The organism is Geodermatophilus sp. SYSU D00965 (assembly GCF_054050075.1).
In genome coordinates this window covers 111,354-127,113 of record NZ_JBJGYQ010000010.1, presented here as the reverse complement: position 1 = coordinate 127,113, position 15,760 = coordinate 111,354, and the positions used below count along the sequence as shown (strand labels likewise).

Below are 15,760 nucleotides of genomic sequence, written 5' to 3'. Positions count from 1 at the left end.
CGCCCGCCGGCACTCCAGCGGTACTCCCCGCCGGCCTCGAGAGTCCCGAGTCTGGCTCGCGCGGGCGCGTCTGCGGACACCAGGCCGGCGTCATCGCGACGGAGTCGTGCAGCCATGCTCCAGCACGCTCGACCGGCGCCCGCGAGGCGCGTCGGCCCGCGAAGGCTCGTGCACCGTCGGAGACGGCGGAGCGCCTCAGGTCGCCGTCCGCGACGTCCGGTGCAGGCGCTGAGCGATCCGCTGGTCGAGCCCGAACCGGCCCGCGCCGGTCACGGCCAGCACGAGGCTGAGCAGGCCGAGGGCGATGACCAGCTCGGGGCCGTTGTGGTCCATGGCGAACAGGCCGCTGGTGTGCACGAAGACCCAGGCGCCGACCATGTTCAGCGCCATCAGGACGCCGACGATCCGGACCGCGACGCCGAGGATCATCGCGATGCCACCGACGAGCTCGAACAGCACGTTGGCCGGCCCCGTGATCGCAGCCAGGGGCACGCCCGCCTCGTCGAAGAGCCGCCCGACACCGGCCAGGCTGCCGCCGCCGAAGTCGTACTCCAGCTTGGCGTGCGCCACCATCAGCACGCCCAGGCCGATGCGGGCGACGAGCAGGACGACGTCCGAGGCCGTCCGGACGAGGGCGGCGTTCCGGCCGGAGCCGGTCAGGTGCGTGGTGGTCATGCTGGTCGTCCTTTCTCGGGGACGGGCCCGCTGGGAACGGGGCTCAGCTCGGCCCCGATCTCGAGCAGGCGGGCCCGGTGCTCGCGGGCGTGGTGGCCGCAGAACAGCAGCGCACCGCTGGAGAGCACCGCCCGGTACCGAGCCACGGCAGGGCAGCGGTCGCAACGGTCGCCGACGGCCACGGGAGGGACCGCGAGGTGGGGACGTCGGCTGAGGTCGGTGGGCATGGGGGGCTCCCCTCCGAGGGGTGGCTTCGGGCCGGTCTCCCGGGCTTGCCCGGGTCGATGCCCGCCTGCCGATATGACGCCATCACGAGACCGAAGTCATCGGCCGTGTCGAGTGCACTCGTGGCGGTGGAACGGACCCGACGCTAGAACCTCAACCGGACTTGAGATCAAGGGTGCGCGTGCGATCCGGTTCGACGGGAGCAGGCGCCGGCTTCCGCGTGCGCGCGCAGGCCGTCGGGCGGTCGCCGTGGCCGGAGACGTCGCGACGCGCACCTCGCGAGTCGACGCGAGCAGCGGCTCCGCTGCTGGGGAGGGATCCAGCGGGGGGCGGCACTCCGTCGGAGCCGGGTCGCTGCCGAAGCCCGACCGGAACACGGAAGCCGGGCAACGGACCGCCGACTCAGCGGCAGCGGAGGACCCGGGGCGGCCGACGACGGAGGCCGCAGCGGTGGGCCGCCGCTCCGGGTTGGCAGGTCACTGCCGGAGGGCGTCGACGACGTCCTCGCTGCGGCAGCGGTAGGTCAGCAGGCTGTAGTCGAGGCTGTCCAGCGACCGCTGGGCGGCCTCGTGGTCGACGACGCCGCAGGCGTCCTCGACCACGACGGGGAGGAAGCCGAGGTCGGCGGCATGCCGCGCGGTGGGTTCGATCCCGATCTCGAGCACCGCGCCGACCAGCACCAGCGTCGTCACCCCCCGGTCGCGCAACACGGCCTCCAGCGGCGTGCCGACCAGCGCCGACATGCCGAGCTTGTCGAACACCGGCTCATCGGCGGTGGGAGCGAGCTCCGCCACGATCCCCGCGTGGGCGGCGCCCGGCGGGAAGGCCGACGTGACCTCCTCGGCCCGGCTCACCCGCTGCCAGGCCATCGCGGTGCGCAGTGCAGCCACGCCCATGTGGGACGGCGGCAGGGAGACGTGTCGGACGTAGAGCACGGGCACACCGGCTGTCCGCGCCGCCCGCAGGACGGCGGTGATCCGCTGGACCAGGCCGTCGCGGTCGCGGACGTGGGCCAGGATGCCCTCCTGCGCGTCGTAGACCAGCACCGCGGTCGTGTGAGGTCGGCACATCTCGACCACTGTGTCCGGGACCGTCATGCCGAAGGCCTGTTGCATGGCCGGAGCCTGGCAGGGCCACGGACGGTTCGGCTACCGCGGCGCCGCTGCCCGTGAGGATGGACCCGTCCGACGCCGACCCCCTGGACCCGGCCGCGACGCGGCGCCCCCAGCCCGGAACCGGAACCCGGAGTGGGGGCCGCCGCAGGCGCAGGTCAGCGACGATCCGTCGCGCCCTCGTCGAGCTCGATGTGCTCCTTGCGGACGGAGTCGGTCACCGTCTCATGGTCGGTCACGGTCTGCGTGTCCAGGCGGACCCGCTCGACCGGGACGGCCTCCTTGTCCACGACCGGGCGCTCGGCGTGCAGCGTGACCTCGTGCTCCTCCTCGGAGATCGCGGGGCCGTCCAGCGCGTTGCCGACGTTCGCGTCGGTGATGGGCTCGCGCTCGACGCGGATCTGCTCGCGGGACACCGGCACCGTCTCGGTGACGTTCTCGGTGACGACGTACTTGCGCAGCCGGGCGCGGCCGACCTCCTCGGTGCGGGTGCCGACGTTGAGGCGCTCCTCCGAGCGGGTCATGGCGTTGTCGGTCGTCGGGCCGGAGGTGTCGCGGCCCACCGCGGGGGTGGTGTCGGTGTGCTCGGTCCGGCCTGCGGCGCCCGTCCCGGCCAGGTCGCGGTCGGTCGTGCCGGTCGTCGCCGTGCCGTTGGTCCCGGCGACCTGCCGGCCGCCGTTGCCGAGGTCCAGGCCGTAGTACCGGTAGAGCTCCTGCTCCTCCTGTGGCGAGAGGTGCCCGTCGGTGTCGACCTTCGGAGCGCCCTTGACCTGGTCCTTGGTCACCGGTACGCGCACGCCGTCGTCGGTCAGGTCGGCCTGGCCGATGGGGACGAAGGACTCCTTGGTGCCGAACAGGCCGGTGCGCACGGTCGCCCACTCCGGCCGCCCGGTCTCGTCGTCGAGGTACACCTCCGACGCCGAACCGATCTTCTGCCCGGATGCGTCGTAGACGTCGCTGCCGATCACGCGACTGATGGACTCGGTGCCGATCATCTGTCCTCCTGGGAAGGCTGCGAGACGGATGCCCCGTGACGGGGTCGAAGGTGACCTCCACGGGATTGCCGACAGCGCCTACCCGCCCGTTTACAACGTAAACAAGCGCGACCTCGGACGGGGCTCAGTCCAGACGGTCGAAGAGCTGCTCGAGTCCGGTCATGGTCAGCACCTGCAACGCCGACCTCGACGGGCGACGGAGGCAGGGACGCAGCCCGGCCTTCCGGGCCGGCTGGGTCAGCTGCAGCAGCAGCCTGGCGCCGACCGAGTTCATGAAGGTGACCGCCGAGGCGTCGACGACCATGACCTCGACGAGGCTCCCGTTCGCGGCGGGTACCGCGGCCTCGAAGGCGGCGACGGTGGCCGTGTCGATCTCCCCGGTCAGGTAGAGCACGGTGTCGTCGCCCTCGAGCCCGAACCGGACCTCACCGGGCGCGCGCGGCAGCGATGGATGGAGCATGCTGCGTCGATCCGCCTCCTCGTGCGACTCGGCGCAACGGCGCCCGGTCGTTTACAGCGTAAAGTGGCTGCGCACGGAAGGAAAGACGGCGGAGGGGAGACGACAGCCGTCAGGAGCGCGGACCACGGCGCGACTCGCGCAGCAGCCGGCCCAGTCGGTCGAGCAGGTTCTCCAGTGACTCCTCGAACTCCGCCGCGGACTCGTCCTCGCGCAGCAGCGGCTCGAGTCGGACCACCATCGGGTACTGGCGCAGGTCGGCGTCCCCCTCGGTGGCCGGATCGGTGTCGTCCCGGGAACTGATCGGCACCCCGCGCTGGGAGATCTCCAGCAGCAGGTGCCCCAGCAGGAAGCTGGTGTAGGCGCGGTACGCGCCGACGGCCGTCTCGTCGGTGAAGCCGTGGCCGGTCAGCGCGGTCAGGAACGACTCCACCCAGCGCAGGCTGCGCAGCGGAGGCCGGATCCACGGCGCAGCCGGCGGCCTGGTCGCCACCAGCGGGAAGACGGCGGGGTGCGCGAGGGCGATCCGCCGCACCCCGTGGGCCAGTCGCTGCAGGTAGTCCTGCCAGCCGGCGGAGGCCTCCATGTGCACGTCGGGGTCGCCGTAGAGCTCGTCGATGACGGTCTCCACCACCCCGTCCAGGAGGTGCTCGCGGCTGGGCACGTAGCGGTAGAGCGCCATCGCCTCGACCCCGAGGTGGGCGCCGAGCCGCCGCATGGTGAGCGCGTCGATGCCGTGCTCGTCGATGAACTCCACCGCCGCACCGAGCACCCGCCGGCGGTCCAGGCTGCCGCGCGCCGTCCCCGGAGCGGCCGCAGGCACCACCATCGCCGCCCCACCGCGCGCCTCGGGCTCGTCGGGGTCGTCGGGTGCGCCGTTGCGGGCCATCCCGACCTCCTCCGACACCGCCCCCGTGCACGCTCCGCGCGCTCCCGGTCGATCATCGCGCGCCCACCCCCGCGCGAGCGACACGAACCCTCCGATCGGGTGGCCGCGTCGCACCGCGGGTGACCGCGTGCCCGTCGTCCCGGAGGGAACCGCGTGCGGGCGGTCGCCGACGGGGTCAGTGGACGTCGGGGGCGCGGACCACGCGGTAGCGCAGGTGGGTGGCGTCGCGGCCCTCGACGGTGCGCACGAGCTCCAGCTCGAGGGGTTCGACGAGGTGGTCGAGGTGGTCGAACAGCCGGCGTCCGGCACCGAGCAGCACGGGCACGAGGTGCACCTCGATCTCGTCGAGCTCGCCGGCACGGAGCAGCGCCTGACCGGCGCCCGCGCCCGCGACCAGCACGTCCCTGCCGCCCGCGCCCGCTCTCGCGTCGGCCGCGCACGCCGCGACATCGGTGTAGAACCGCGCGCTGCCGGGCGGCACGTCACCGTCGTCCACGTGGCTGGTCAGCACCAGGATCGGGACGCCCGAGTGGTGGTCACCGTTCCAGCGGCCGGCCAGCTCGAAGGTCCGCCGACCCGTGATGATCGCGCCGGTGGCCAGGCTGTCGGCGAAGACCTCGCCGTTGGGGCCGGGCTCGTCGCGGTCGTCGAGCCAGTTGAACAGCCGGAAGCCGCCGCGGCCCATCTCCTGACCCGGCCGGTCGTCGGGGCCGGCGACGAAGCCGTCGAGCGACGTGGTCATGTCGAGGCGGATCGAGGTCACCTCGGACTCCTCCCTCCCGGGGCCGGCCCCTGCAGGAGCTCCACCGGATCGCCCGGGTGCAGGGCCGGCACGGAAGTGCCGACCCGAGCGGCGCGCCGAACTCATCGGTGCGTCCGGTCGGCCAGGCCGGGGTCGCGCCGAGGAGGGCACGGTCCCGGCCGGTGGGCGGGCCGGCGCACCGGGACCCGTCGCATCGCGCGCTGCCGCGGAGCGGTGGACGGCGGCACGCGCTGGTTGACTCGTCGCATGGTCGCGCCACTGCCCGAACCGGACCCGATCATCGACCCGGATCAGCCGGTGCCCGACGATCCGGGTGAGCTGCTGCCCGACGCACCCGACCCGCTGCCGCCCGCACCGATCGAACCGCAACCGGATGACCCGGGCGGCGATCCCGGGGGCGTGCCGGAGCCCGCCTGATCGGAGAGCCGGCCGCACCGATCAGGCGGTCGCGCGACCCGCCCCTGGTCCCGGAACGGGGCACCGACGTAGGGCGGCGGCACGTCGGCGCCGGGCACCCTCCCAGCCCGGAGCCAGGCACGATCCAGATGCGCGACGTCTGGATCAGGCCGAAATAGGTCTTTGTGCGTCCACCTGGAGCGGGCTTACGTTGCCCCCGTCACAACGACCAGCCCACCGGGAGCCCGGTGGACGGCGCGGGACGGGCGGAGGAGGGCGCGTGGAGATCCGGCAGCTGCACTACTTCGTCACCGTGGCGCGGACCCGTCACTTCGGGCGGGCGGCCGAGCAGCTGCACATGGCCCAGTCCCCCCTGTCCCAGGCGATCCGCCAGCTGGAGTCGCAACTGGGTGCCACGTTGTTCCACCGGACGACGCGGCGGGTCGAGCTCACGGCTGCCGGCGAGGCCCTGCTGCGCGACGCCGAGCGGGTCCTCGAGTCGGTCGAGGCTGCGCAGTCCCGCGTCCGCCTGGTGGCGGCCGGCAGCACCGGGCTGCTCCGGGTCGGTGCCACCGGCCTCGCGGCGTTCCGGCAGCTGCCCCAGCTGGCCAGGATCGCCGGCCGCGAGCTGCCCGGGCTGGTGCTGCGGTTCCAGCCGGACCTGCTGACCCCCGCGCAGGAGCGCGCGCTGGAGGAGGACCGGATCGACCTCGCCGTCCTCCGGCCGCCGCTGCGCAGCGCCCGCCTGGCCTCCCGCCTGATCGCCCGGGAGCGACTGGTCCTGGCGGTCGCGGCCGATCACCGCCTGGCCGGGGAGGAGCCGGTGACCCTGGCCGCGCTCCGCGACGAGGACTTCGTGACCTACGGCGTCCCGGACTCGGTCGTCGACACCGCGGTGGCCCAGGCCTGCCTCTCAGCCGGCTTCCTGCCGCGGCGGGCGCACCAGGCCGGGCAGACGTCGATCGTGCTGACCCTGGTCGCCGCCGGACTGGGCGTCGCGGTGCTGCCGGAGTCGGTCGAGGCCCTGCGCGTCGAGGGCGTCCGGCTGGTGCCCGTCGCCGACGACGTCTCCATCGACCTGGCGCTGGCCTGGCGCCGCGAGGACGACTCCCCCGCCCTGGCCCGCCTGCTCCGGGCCCTGGAGGCCAACGGCTTCATCACCCCGGACGTGGACCTCCCCCCTCCGGCCGCAGACCTCGACGTCCCTCTGGGAGGTACCCGGTGAAGATCGTCCGGATCGAGGCGATCCCGTTAGCCATCCCGTACGCGAAGCCGCTGCGCTTCGCCAGCGGCGAGGTGCACGTCGCCGACCACGTGCTGGTCCGCGTGCACACCGACGACGGCGTGGTCGGGATCGCGGAGGCGCCGCCGCGCCCGTACACCTACGGCGAGACCCAGCAGTCGATCGTCGCGGTGGTCGACACGGTGTTCGCCCCGCAGCTGGCCGGGCTCACCCTGCTCGACCGGGAGGCCGTGCACGCGCGGCTGGACCGCACCATCGGCAACCCCGCCGCCAAGGCGGCGATCGACATGGCGCTGTGGGACGCCCTGGGCCGCACGCTCGGCCTGTCGGTGTCGCAACTGCTCGGCGGCTGGACCGACCGCATGAGGGTCGCCCACATGGTCGGGTTCGCCCCCGACGCGGAGATGGTCGCCGAGGCCGAGCGGGTCCGGGACACGTATGGCATCCGCACGTTCAAGGTGAAGGTCGGCCGGCGTCCGGTCGAGCTCGACGTCGGCGCCGTGCGGGCGCTGCGGACCGCCCTCGGCGCCGACGTGGAGCTCTACGTCGACGGTAACCGCGGCTGGACCGCGTCGGAGGCCGCCCGTGCCCTCGACGCGATGGCCGACCTCGGTCTGACGATGTCCGAGGAGCTCTGCCCCGCCGACGACGTCCTGGGACGGCGCTGGCTGACCTCCCGGACGTCGGTGCCCACCGTGGCCGACGAGAGCGCGACGACGCCGGGCCAGGTGACCCGCGAGCTGCTCGACGGCGCGGCGACCATGATCAGCATCAAGACGGCCCGCACCGGGTTCAGCACCTCGCAGCGGATCCTGCACCAGTGCGAGGGCCTCGGGGCCGAGGTCGTCATGGGCAACCAGATCGACGGCCAGGTCGGCACCGCCTGCTCCGTCGCCTTCGGCGCCGCCCACCGCACCTCGTCGCGCCGCGCGGGCGAGCTCTCCAACTTCCTGGACATGCGCGACGACCTGCTCACCGAGCCGCTGGAGATCTCCGGCGGCGAGCTCGCCGTCCGTCCCGGACCGGGGATCGGCATCGACATCGACCCCGACAAGCTCGCCCGCTACCGCCAGGACTGAACCACCCCGCCACCGAGGAGGACACCGTGAGTGCGCCCACCGCCCCCAACCCCACCGCGGCCGGCTCCGGTCGCAACGCCACCGAGCGCTTCGCGCGAAAGGAGCGCAGCGCCGCCGCCGTCGACCAGGCCCGCGTCTCGGCGATCGCGACCGACGCCCTCACCGCCCTGCACGGGGTCATCCGCAAGCACGGGGTGACCTACGCCGAGTACGACGCGCTCAAGGCGTGGCTGATCCGGGTCGGCGAGGACGGCGAGTGGCCGCTGTTCCTGGACGTGTGGGTCGAGCACGTCGTGGAGGAGGTCGCCAACGCCGACCGCCGGGGCGCCGTCGGCACCATCGAGGGCCCGTACCACATCCCCGGCTCGCCCGAGTTCCACGGCGAGGCCACCCTGCCGATGCGCGACGACGAGAAGGGCACCCCGTTCCTCTTCCAGGGCACGGTGACCGACCTCGACGGCAACCCCATCGAGGGTGCGCGAGTCGAGCTGTGGCACGCCGACGACGACGGCTACTACTCGCAGTTCGCGCCGGGCATCCCGGAGTGGAACCTGCGCGGCACGATCCTGACCGGCCCAGACGGCCGCTACGCGTTCCACACGATCAAGCCCGCGCCGTACCAGATCCCCACCGACGGCTCCTGCGGCGCGCTGATCGCCGCGGCCGGCTGGCACGCCTGGCGTCCGGCCCACCTGCACCTGAAGGTGTCCGCGCCCGGCAAGCAGCTGGTCACCACGCAGCTGTACTTCGAGGGCGGGGAGCACGTGGTCGACGACGTGGCCCAGGCGGTGAAGCCGGAGCTGATCCTGCGACCCACGCCGGCCGCCTCGGGGAACGGCGAGGAGGTCACCTACGACTTCGCGCTCGACCCCGCGTGACCCAGCTGTACGCGGTACGGATGGACGTCGCGCTGCCGCCGGACATGGACCCGGCGGCACGCGACGACCTCCTCGCCCGGGAGAAGGCCTACTCCCAGCAGTGGCAGCGCTCCGGCCACTGGCCGCACATCTGGCGCTGCGTCGGGCAGTACGCCAACCTCAGCGTCTTCGCCGTGGACAGCAACGAGCAGCTGCACCAGATCCTCTGGGGACTGCCGCTGTTCCCGTACATGACCATCACGGTCACGCCGCTGGCCCCGCACCGGTCGGACATCGCGCAGGACCCGGCGCAGTGAGCACCGCGCAGGCCCCGGCGCGGCGAGACCTCGCGAGCCCCACCGACCCGTAGCCCGGTCGACCGGCGCCGGCGCCGTCCCTCCGACGTGCCGGTGAAGACGGTCCGGATCCGAACGCTTCGGTTCCGGTAACCCACGGCGACGACGCGCCCGTCCGCGTTTGCCGGGTCCTCCCGTCGGCGCTTGCCTGGCAGCGAGCGCTGAGAAGCGGTGGCTCGAGACGGGAGAACGTCGGCATGCCGATCTGGACGGTGGAGCTCACGGGGGAACAGGACGAGAGGATCGAGGCCGACGTCCTCGCCACCGATGGCGGAGCACTGGTCGCCTTCTCCGGCGAGGGGCTGATGGTGCGCGCCTGGGCGCCGGGCCACTGGCGGACGGTGCGGCAGTACGCGGGGCGGGACGCCCACCCGGCCGGCCAGGCCGAGAGGAGCACCGTCCTGACCGCGCTGCCGCGCCGCTGACCGCGGCGTCGAGGGCACGCCGTGGAGCGGTCCGGATGTCGGCGGGACAGGCCAGGATGCCGGCCGTGAAGTACGTGATGACCTACCGCGCCGTCGAGGACTTCCTGCCCCTGGCCCGGCAGCACGGCCCGGACCACGTGGCCCGGCTGCACGAGTTCCGCGACCGGGGGCTGCTGCTCATGGTCGGCACCTTCGACGAGCCGATGAACGGCGACGCGATGGGCGTCTTCACCACCCGCGAGGCGGCCGAGGAGTTCGTCGCCGGCGACCCGTTCGTGCGGCACGGGGTGGTCGCCACCTGGTCGGTGCGCCCGTGGAACGAGGTCCTGCAGCCCTGAGCACTCACCCGGGAGGGTGACCGCGGGGCGTCCAGCCGACGCCCGGGAACCGGACCTGCCGTTGAGAGGGGGTCGGGTCCGGGACGGAGGTGTGTGCGGTGCGGGTGTCGTTCCTCGTGTACGGCGTGCTCTACGTCGTCGTCGAGATCGTCGGGCACCAGCTCGAGAGCATCGGGTGGCCGCAGCTGACCCCGCTGGACGTCGCCACCGCGGTGACCAACGCCTGCCTGACCGTGGCGGTGGGCATCGCCGTGCTCGTCGGGTTGGACGTCGGTGGCCGTCGCTGGCGGCGCGCCGTCCAGGAGTGGCGCGCGGAGCGGCTCCAGACCGCCGAGGCGTACTGGGCCGAGCAGCCGCCGATCGAGGTCTCCTCGTGGCGGGCCGAGCCCCTGGCGCTGCCGGCGGGCCGCGGGCCGTCGCCCGGCCTGCCGAGCCCGGACTACTCCCCTGCGCCGTCGTCCGGCCGGCCCTTCCCCGAGGAGCCCGGCCGGCTGCTCTGACGCCGGCCCTGCTCGGTGGTGCCGGTCAGCCCAGCAGGTCGCGCGCCCGGGCGCCGAGGGCGTGGGCGGCGAGCGCGGCCGCACCGATCGTCGCGGCCAGCGCCCGGGCCTCGGCCGGGGCGCCCGGCACCCGGCCCGCCTCGTCCAGCCGCTCGGCCAGGTGGGCGTCCAGGTCGGCCTCGGCGAGGTCCTCGACGTCGCGCAGGGCGAAGGGGGCGGTGGTGAGCAGCGCGGCGGTCATGGCGGGAGTCCGTTCCTCGTGGTCGTCCGCCGGGTCGTTCCCGGCACCGAGGACTCTCCGGTCCCAACCGCACGTCCATGACCGGGAAAGCGCACGAGATCCGCAAGACCGGGGGACGGCGACCCGCCCGGGCCCGTCCGCATCGCGCCCACTGCCCCGCAGGCGGTGATCGACGGCTATGGTCGTCCCCGTCGGGAAGGCCCTGCGCTATGGCAGGACCCCGATGCACCACCTCAGCTAGGAGCGAGCAATGCCCGAAGGAACTGTCAAGTGGTTCAACGCGGAGAAGGGGTTCGGCTTCGCCACCCCTGACGGTGGCGGACCGGATGTGTTCGTCCACTACTCGGCCATCCAGACCAGCGGGTACCGCTCGCTCGACGAAGGCCAGCGGATCTCGTTCGACATCGAGCAGGGCCAGAAGGGCCCGCAGGCTGCGAACGTCAACCCGCTCTGATCGCCTGATCAGCGCACAGCGCCCCCGCCCGGTCCGCCGGGCGGGGGCGCTGTCGTTTCATCCGGTCACCGGGCCCGCGGCACGTAGCCCCCGATGAGCGCCGACATGAGCAGCGCCCCGTCGTGCGGACCGATCGCGGCCGCGGCGTCGGCGAGGGCCCGCCAGCGGCCGCGCTCGACGTCGGTCGGCGCGTTCTGCGCCCGCACCGTGAGCTGCTCCAGCAGCCGGTCCCACTCCCCCTGCGGGGTCGGCCACAGCCCCGCCAGCCGGCGCGCCTCCGGCGAGATCCCGGTGAACCGCACGATCTCGCCGGCGTAGGTGGTCAGCGCCTCGACGTAGCCCGCCGACACCAGCGCCCGGGCCGCCGCGGCCACCTCGGGCTTGGGCAGTCCACTCGCCGGCACGACCTGCCCGAGGTAGGGGTTGCCGCCGTGCTTCGGCTCGTCGACCAGCCGGGCGATGGCCCGCAGCACGGGCAGGTCGCGGGTGAACCAGACGTCGGGCAGCGGGGCGTCGGTCGAGGTCACCGCCCCAGTCTCCGCCGCACGCGGAGGCGCCCCGCCACCCGGGGTCACGGGGTGGCGGGGCGCTGGAGCCCGGCGGTCCTCGTTCAGTCGCGGGCGCCGGTCAGCTCCGGCCGGCGGGCCAGGATCAGGCCGAGGGCGACGTAACCGACCATCAGGTGCGCCGCCCCGGCGAGACCGGCGGCCGCGGGCACGATGGCGTTGAGCGGGACGACGACCGGAGCCCAGCTCTCGGCCACCAGCGGCCAGAAGCGCGCGGCGCCCCGCCACCGGCCGGCGATCGCGATCCGGACGCCGATGGCGGCCATGCCGAGCATCGACAGCGGCCAGAAGGCGTCCAGCAGCAGGAACCAGGTGGCCCCGTCGTACTGCCGCAGGAAGATCCAGGTCAGCGTGGAGACGATCGCCAGGGCGAGGAGCACGTGCTCGACGTGCAGGAAGAAGCGCGCCAGCCGGCCGGTACCCGTCGCCCCGGTGCGCAGCTGGAGGGTCACGAGCGCGACCAGGCCGAGCTGGAACAGCAGCGACGTCAGGTTGTAGACCGTGTCCCCCCAGCCCGGGTCCGGGTTCGGGCCGAAGACGAGCAGCCCGGCCGCCCACGCCGCGGAGCCGGTGGCCACCGCGACGCCGGTGGCGCGGGCGAACCGGGTGGTGGCGGCCGGCCGGGTGCCGGACGGCGTCGAGGAGGCCGCAGCCAGGTCGGTGCGGGCGCTGGCGGGGGTGGTGCTGAGGGACATCTCGTCTCCCTGGTCGTGGTGGCGGTGCCCTGTGCACCGACTGGGAGAACCGTCTCGGGGCGGCGTCCCGGGCAGCCAGGGCGCGCCGCCCTCGATCCGGTCCCCGTCGCCGTCCCGGGCGACACGGGACACCTGCCTCGTGACGCGCGGGACGGCGGTCGGCGAGGATCGCCCCCGTGCAGGCAGGAGCCCCGGTCGCCGGGTCGATCCCCACGGCGCCGGAGCCCCCTCCCGCGCCGCGACCGGAGCGTCCCGGCGAGCGCCCGACAGCAGGGCTGCGGCTGGTCGGCTGGCTGCTCGTCGCCGTCACCGGGGCGTTCGCGCTGGGCGCCACCGTGCTCGACGTCCTCACCCCGGCCGCCGCCCGCGAGGCGGCCCACGCCACGCCCGGCTGGGTCATCGGGCTGCCCGGGATCGGGCTCGCCGTGCCGGCCGCCCTGCTGCTGCGCCGCGCTCCGCGGAACGCCGTGTCCTGGGTGGTCGGCGGGACGGGCCTGCTGTGGGCGCTCGACGGGATCGCGCAGTCCTGGCTGACCCACGTCCTGCAGTCCGACCCGCCCCTGCCCGGCGGGACGGCCGCCTTCTGGATCGTCAACCGCTTCGGCGCCTGGCTGCTGCTCGGGCTGCCCCTGCTGCTCCTGCTCTACCCCGACGGGCGGATGCCGACCGGGCGGTGGCGCCCCGTCGCGATCCTGAGCCTGGCCTCCACCGCGCTGCTCCCGACGCTGCTCCTGGTGGTGCCGTCGGAGATCGCCGATGCCCGCGCCGGCTCCGAGACGCCCGCGATCTACCGCTCGCTCGACCTGGACCCGACCAGCCTGCCGCTGCCGGAGCCGATCGTCCTGCCGCTGCTGCGACTGGCCTTCCCCGCCGCCGTCCTGGGCGTGGTCGTGCCCGTCGCCGTCGTCGTCGCCCGGTACCGGCGGTCCACCGGCGAGGGCCGCCGCCGGATGCGGTGGCTGCTGTGGGCGGCCGTCGTCGACCTGCTGGTCATGGTCGCCGCCCTGGTCTTCCCGGGGGACGAGGCGTCGTTCGCGCTGTCGATCGCCGTCACGCTCACCGGCGCGGCGATCGCGGTCGGCATCCTGCGCCCGCAGGCGGTCGACATCGACCGGCTGCTCGGCGGCACCCTGGTCTACGGCGGGCTCGCCGTCGCCGTCGTCCTGCTCGACCTCGCGGTGATCGCCGGGGCCGGCGCCCTGCTCGGCGACCGGCTGGGCGACCGCGACGCCACGCTGCTGGCGCTGCTCGTGGTCACCGGGCTCTACGTGCCGCTGCGCGCCCAGGCCTGGCGGCTGGTGCGCCGGTGGGTGCTCGGCGAGCGGGAGGACCCCTACCGCGTCGTCTCCGGCCTGGCCGAGCGGCTCGAGCGCACCGACGGCGCCGAGGAGCAGCTCATGGCGGTCGCCGCCGGGATCGCGGAGGCCTTCCGCTCGCCGTACGTGGGGGTCGAGGTCGACCAGCCCGGCGGCCAGCAGCTGCTCGCCGAGTCCGGCCGCCGCCCGGCCGGCGTGCAGTCCCTGCCGATCGCCTACCGCGGCGAGGAGGTCGGCCGGCTCCTGCTCCCGCGGGACGGCGTCCGCGCGCAGCTGGTCACCCGGGACGAGCGGCTGCTCGCCGACGTCGTCCGGCAGGCCGCCGCGGCGGCGCGGGCCAGCGCCCTGGCCGCCGAGCTGCAGGCCAGCCGCGAGCAGCTGGTCGCCGCGCGCGAGGAGGAGCGCCGCCGGCTGCGCCGGGACCTGCACGACGGGCTGGGGCCCTCCCTCGGCGCGGTCGTCCTGCGCATCGACACCGCGCGCAACCTGGCCGCGTCCCGCCCCGAGGACGCCGACCGGCTGCTCCGCCAGGCCCGGGACGACGTCTCCGCTGCACTCGCCGACGTCCGACGGCTGGTGCACGACCTGCGCCCACCGGCGCTGGACGACCTGGGCCTGGCCGGTGCGGTGCGCCAGCAGGCCGAGCGGCTGCTCGTCCCGCGGGTCGAGGTGACCGTGGCGGCCGAGGAGCTCGCCCCGCTGCCCGCGGCGGTCGAGGTGGCCGCCTACCGGATCGCGTCGGAGGCGCTGGCCAACGTCGCCAAGCACGCCGCGGCGACCCGGGTGCGGGTGTCGCTGGCCTGCGACGACGACGGCGCACTGGTGGTCGACGTGGCCGACGACGGCGTGGGCATCGACCCGGCCGCGCCCGCCGGGGTGGGGCTGGTGTCGCTGCGCGAGCGCGCGGCGGAACTGGGCGGCCGCTGCTCGGTGAGCTGCCCACCCGAGGGCGGCACGGTGGTGCGGGCGGTGCTGCCCGCGGACGGGAGGGGGTCGGCGTGAGCGGAGCGGCCCACGGGAGCGAACGGGAGGGCATGGTGACCGAGCCGGAGGAACCGCTGCGGATCGCGGTGGTGGACGACCACCCGGTCTACCGCGACGGGCTGGCGGTCCTGCTCGGCTCGGTGCCCGGGCTGACCGTCGTGGGCACCGCCGCCGACGGCGCGGCGGCGGTCGTGCTGGCCCGCGAGGAGCAGCCCGACGTCGTGGTGATGGACGTGCAGATGCCGGTCCTGGACGGGATCGAGGCCACCCGGCGGATCACCGCCGAGTCGCCGTCCGTGGGGGTCGTGGTGCTGACCATGAGCGAGGACGACGGCACCGTGTTCGCCGCCGTCCGCGCCGGGGCCCGCGGCTACCTGCTCAAGGGCGCCGACCAGGAGGAGGTGGTCCGCGCGATCACCACGGTGGCCGGCGGCGGCGCGGTCTTCGGCGCGGCGCTGGCCCGCCGGATCGCCGAGTTCTTCGCCGCCGGGCCGAGCGGGCCGGAGACGGCGTTCCCGCAGCTCACCGCCCGCGAGCGCGAGGTGCTCGACCTGGTGGCCGCCGGCCGGTCGAACGCGCAGATCGCCGCCGCGCTGTACCTGTCGCCGAAGACGGTGCGCAACAACGTCTCCAACGTGCTGACCAAGCTGCAGGTCACCGACCGGGCGCAGGCGATCGTGCGGGCGCGGGAGGCCGGGCTGGGCCGCTGACCGGCAGGTTCCCGGGTCGTACCGTGGAGCGCATGACGACGTCCGCGGAGAACCAGCCGAAGGTCACCAGGAGCGACGAGGAGTGGCGGGCGCAGCTGTCCCCGGAGGAGTACTGGGTGCTCCGCCAGGCCGGCACCGAGCGGCCCTGGAGCGGTGAGTACGTCGACACCAAGACCCAGGGCGTCTACACCTGCCGGGCGTGCGGCGCGGAGCTGTTCCGCTCCGAGACGAAGTTCGACTCGCACTGCGGCTGGCCGTCGTTCTACGAGCCGACGGCCGCCGACAACGTGGTCCTCCGCGAGGACCGCAGCCACGGGATGGTCCGCACCGAGGTGCTCTGCGGCTCCTGCCACAGCCACCTGGGCCACGTCTTCGAGGACGCGCCGCAGACCCCCACCGGCGACCGCTACTGCATCAACTCGGTGAGCATCCGGCTGGTCGAGGCCTGAGCGGAGTGTGGGAGTGCAGGAAAACTGCACTCCCA

At 74.4% G+C, this 15,760-nt stretch carries 22 protein-coding genes; 12 read left to right on the top strand and 10 right to left on the bottom strand.

Translation table 11 applies throughout. The features are described from left to right. Nucleotides 1-195 precede the first annotated feature (195 nt). The 7 genes from ACI789_RS11675 to ACI789_RS11645 form a co-directional block, all read right to left on the bottom strand. Nucleotides 196-675, bottom strand: a complete 480-nt coding sequence (locus tag ACI789_RS11675) for a DoxX family protein (RefSeq protein WP_457009128.1) — start codon at nucleotides 673-675, stop codon at nucleotides 196-198. Continuing rightward, nucleotides 672-902: a DUF7455 domain-containing protein gene (locus ACI789_RS11670; RefSeq protein WP_457009126.1), complete on the bottom strand. Its 231-nt coding sequence runs from the start codon at nucleotides 900-902 to the stop codon at nucleotides 672-674. The genes ACI789_RS11675 and ACI789_RS11670 overlap by 4 nt, the downstream gene beginning before the upstream one ends. Nucleotides 903-1,376: 474 nt before the next feature. Continuing rightward, nucleotides 1,377-2,015 (bottom strand): isochorismatase family cysteine hydrolase, encoded by a 639-nt coding sequence (locus ACI789_RS11665; protein WP_457009124.1) that lies wholly within the window; start codon nucleotides 2,013-2,015, stop codon nucleotides 1,377-1,379. Between the two features lie 155 nt (nucleotides 2,016-2,170). Beyond that, nucleotides 2,171-3,007, bottom strand: coding sequence for a DUF2382 domain-containing protein (locus tag ACI789_RS11660; protein ID WP_457009122.1), 837 nt, complete (start codon nucleotides 3,005-3,007; stop codon nucleotides 2,171-2,173). Between the two features lie 124 nt (nucleotides 3,008-3,131). Beyond that, nucleotides 3,132-3,467, bottom strand: a complete 336-nt coding sequence (locus ACI789_RS11655) for an STAS domain-containing protein (protein ID WP_457009120.1) — start codon at nucleotides 3,465-3,467, stop codon at nucleotides 3,132-3,134. Between the two features lie 109 nt (nucleotides 3,468-3,576). Beyond that, nucleotides 3,577-4,353: a TetR/AcrR family transcriptional regulator C-terminal domain-containing protein gene (locus ACI789_RS11650; RefSeq protein WP_457009118.1), complete on the bottom strand. Its 777-nt coding sequence runs from the start codon at nucleotides 4,351-4,353 to the stop codon at nucleotides 3,577-3,579. A 175-nt stretch (nucleotides 4,354-4,528) separates the two neighbouring features. After that, on the bottom strand, nucleotides 4,529-5,116 hold the full coding sequence (locus ACI789_RS11645) for a dihydrofolate reductase family protein (protein WP_457009116.1): 588 nt from the start codon (nucleotides 5,114-5,116) through the stop codon (nucleotides 4,529-4,531). Nucleotides 5,117-5,362: 246 nt separating this feature from the next. Between ACI789_RS11645 and ACI789_RS11640 the strand changes: the two genes are divergently transcribed. The 8 genes from ACI789_RS11640 to ACI789_RS11605 all read left to right on the top strand — a co-directional run bounded on the left by ACI789_RS11640 (nucleotide 5,363) and on the right by ACI789_RS11605 (nucleotide 10,310). Further along, nucleotides 5,363-5,533: a hypothetical protein gene (locus tag ACI789_RS11640; protein WP_456919153.1), complete on the top strand. Its 171-nt coding sequence runs from the start codon at nucleotides 5,363-5,365 to the stop codon at nucleotides 5,531-5,533. A 259-nt stretch (nucleotides 5,534-5,792) separates the two neighbouring features. Continuing rightward, nucleotides 5,793-6,737, top strand: coding sequence for a LysR substrate-binding domain-containing protein (locus ACI789_RS11635; protein WP_457009114.1), 945 nt, complete (start codon nucleotides 5,793-5,795; stop codon nucleotides 6,735-6,737). Further along, the gene (locus ACI789_RS11630) at nucleotides 6,734-7,834 is read left to right on the top strand and encodes a mandelate racemase/muconate lactonizing enzyme family protein (protein ID WP_457009112.1); all 1,101 of its coding nucleotides are present in this window, start codon (nucleotides 6,734-6,736) and stop codon (nucleotides 7,832-7,834) included. Before ACI789_RS11635 ends, ACI789_RS11630 begins: the two co-directional genes overlap by 4 nt. A gap of 26 nt (nucleotides 7,835-7,860) precedes the next feature. Beyond that, nucleotides 7,861-8,712 (top strand): catechol 1,2-dioxygenase, encoded by an 852-nt coding sequence (gene catA / locus ACI789_RS11625; protein ID WP_457009110.1) that lies wholly within the window; start codon nucleotides 7,861-7,863, stop codon nucleotides 8,710-8,712. Next, a complete protein-coding gene (gene catC / locus ACI789_RS11620; RefSeq protein ID WP_457009108.1) occupies nucleotides 8,709-9,008 on the top strand; it encodes a muconolactone Delta-isomerase in 300 nt (99 codons plus the stop codon). Before catA ends, catC begins: the two co-directional genes overlap by 4 nt. 236 nt (nucleotides 9,009-9,244) lie before the next feature. Further along, nucleotides 9,245-9,472, top strand: coding sequence for a hypothetical protein (locus tag ACI789_RS11615; RefSeq protein WP_457009106.1), 228 nt, complete (start codon nucleotides 9,245-9,247; stop codon nucleotides 9,470-9,472). A 65-nt stretch (nucleotides 9,473-9,537) separates the two neighbouring features. Then, nucleotides 9,538-9,810, top strand: coding sequence for a YciI family protein (locus ACI789_RS11610; RefSeq protein ID WP_457009104.1), 273 nt, complete (start codon nucleotides 9,538-9,540; stop codon nucleotides 9,808-9,810). A 98-nt stretch (nucleotides 9,811-9,908) separates the two neighbouring features. Continuing rightward, entirely contained in the window at nucleotides 9,909-10,310 is a 402-nt protein-coding gene (locus tag ACI789_RS11605; protein WP_457009102.1) for a hypothetical protein, read from the top strand. Nucleotides 10,311-10,335: 25 nt separating this feature from the next. On the opposite strand, the gene ACI789_RS11600 is transcribed toward ACI789_RS11605, so the two are convergent. Beyond that, nucleotides 10,336-10,551: a hypothetical protein gene (locus ACI789_RS11600; protein ID WP_457009100.1), complete on the bottom strand. Its 216-nt coding sequence runs from the start codon at nucleotides 10,549-10,551 to the stop codon at nucleotides 10,336-10,338. A gap of 250 nt (nucleotides 10,552-10,801) precedes the next feature. On the opposite strand from ACI789_RS11600, the gene ACI789_RS11595 reads away from it, so the two are divergent. Continuing rightward, the gene (locus ACI789_RS11595; protein ID WP_012948038.1) at nucleotides 10,802-11,005 is read left to right on the top strand and encodes a cold-shock protein; all 204 of its coding nucleotides are present in this window, start codon (nucleotides 10,802-10,804) and stop codon (nucleotides 11,003-11,005) included. 65 nt (nucleotides 11,006-11,070) lie between these two features. Here ACI789_RS11595 and ACI789_RS11590 read toward each other — a convergent pair whose 3' ends face one another. Then, nucleotides 11,071-11,532, bottom strand: a complete 462-nt coding sequence (locus tag ACI789_RS11590; RefSeq protein ID WP_457009098.1) for a hypothetical protein — start codon at nucleotides 11,530-11,532, stop codon at nucleotides 11,071-11,073. 83 nt (nucleotides 11,533-11,615) lie between these two features. Further along, nucleotides 11,616-12,266 carry a hypothetical protein gene (locus tag ACI789_RS11585; RefSeq protein ID WP_457009096.1) on the bottom strand — a complete coding sequence of 217 codons (651 nt, stop codon included), beginning with the start codon at nucleotides 12,264-12,266 and terminating at the stop codon, nucleotides 11,616-11,618. A gap of 176 nt (nucleotides 12,267-12,442) precedes the next feature. On the opposite strand from ACI789_RS11585, the gene ACI789_RS11580 reads away from it, so the two are divergent. From ACI789_RS11580 to msrB, 3 genes are read left to right on the top strand one after another with little or no spacing between them, the layout of a single operon-like run. After that, nucleotides 12,443-14,584 carry a histidine kinase gene (locus tag ACI789_RS11580; RefSeq protein ID WP_457009094.1) on the top strand — a complete coding sequence of 714 codons (2,142 nt, stop codon included), beginning with the start codon at nucleotides 12,443-12,445 and terminating at the stop codon, nucleotides 14,582-14,584. Further along, nucleotides 14,581-15,276 (top strand): response regulator, encoded by a 696-nt coding sequence (locus tag ACI789_RS11575; protein ID WP_457009092.1) that lies wholly within the window; start codon nucleotides 14,581-14,583, stop codon nucleotides 15,274-15,276. Before ACI789_RS11580 ends, ACI789_RS11575 begins: the two co-directional genes overlap by 4 nt. 32 nt (nucleotides 15,277-15,308) lie before the next feature. Beyond that, nucleotides 15,309-15,725: a peptide-methionine (R)-S-oxide reductase MsrB gene (gene msrB, locus ACI789_RS11570; protein ID WP_457009090.1), complete on the top strand. Its 417-nt coding sequence runs from the start codon at nucleotides 15,309-15,311 to the stop codon at nucleotides 15,723-15,725. The last annotated feature ends 35 nt before the right edge of the window (nucleotides 15,726-15,760 follow it).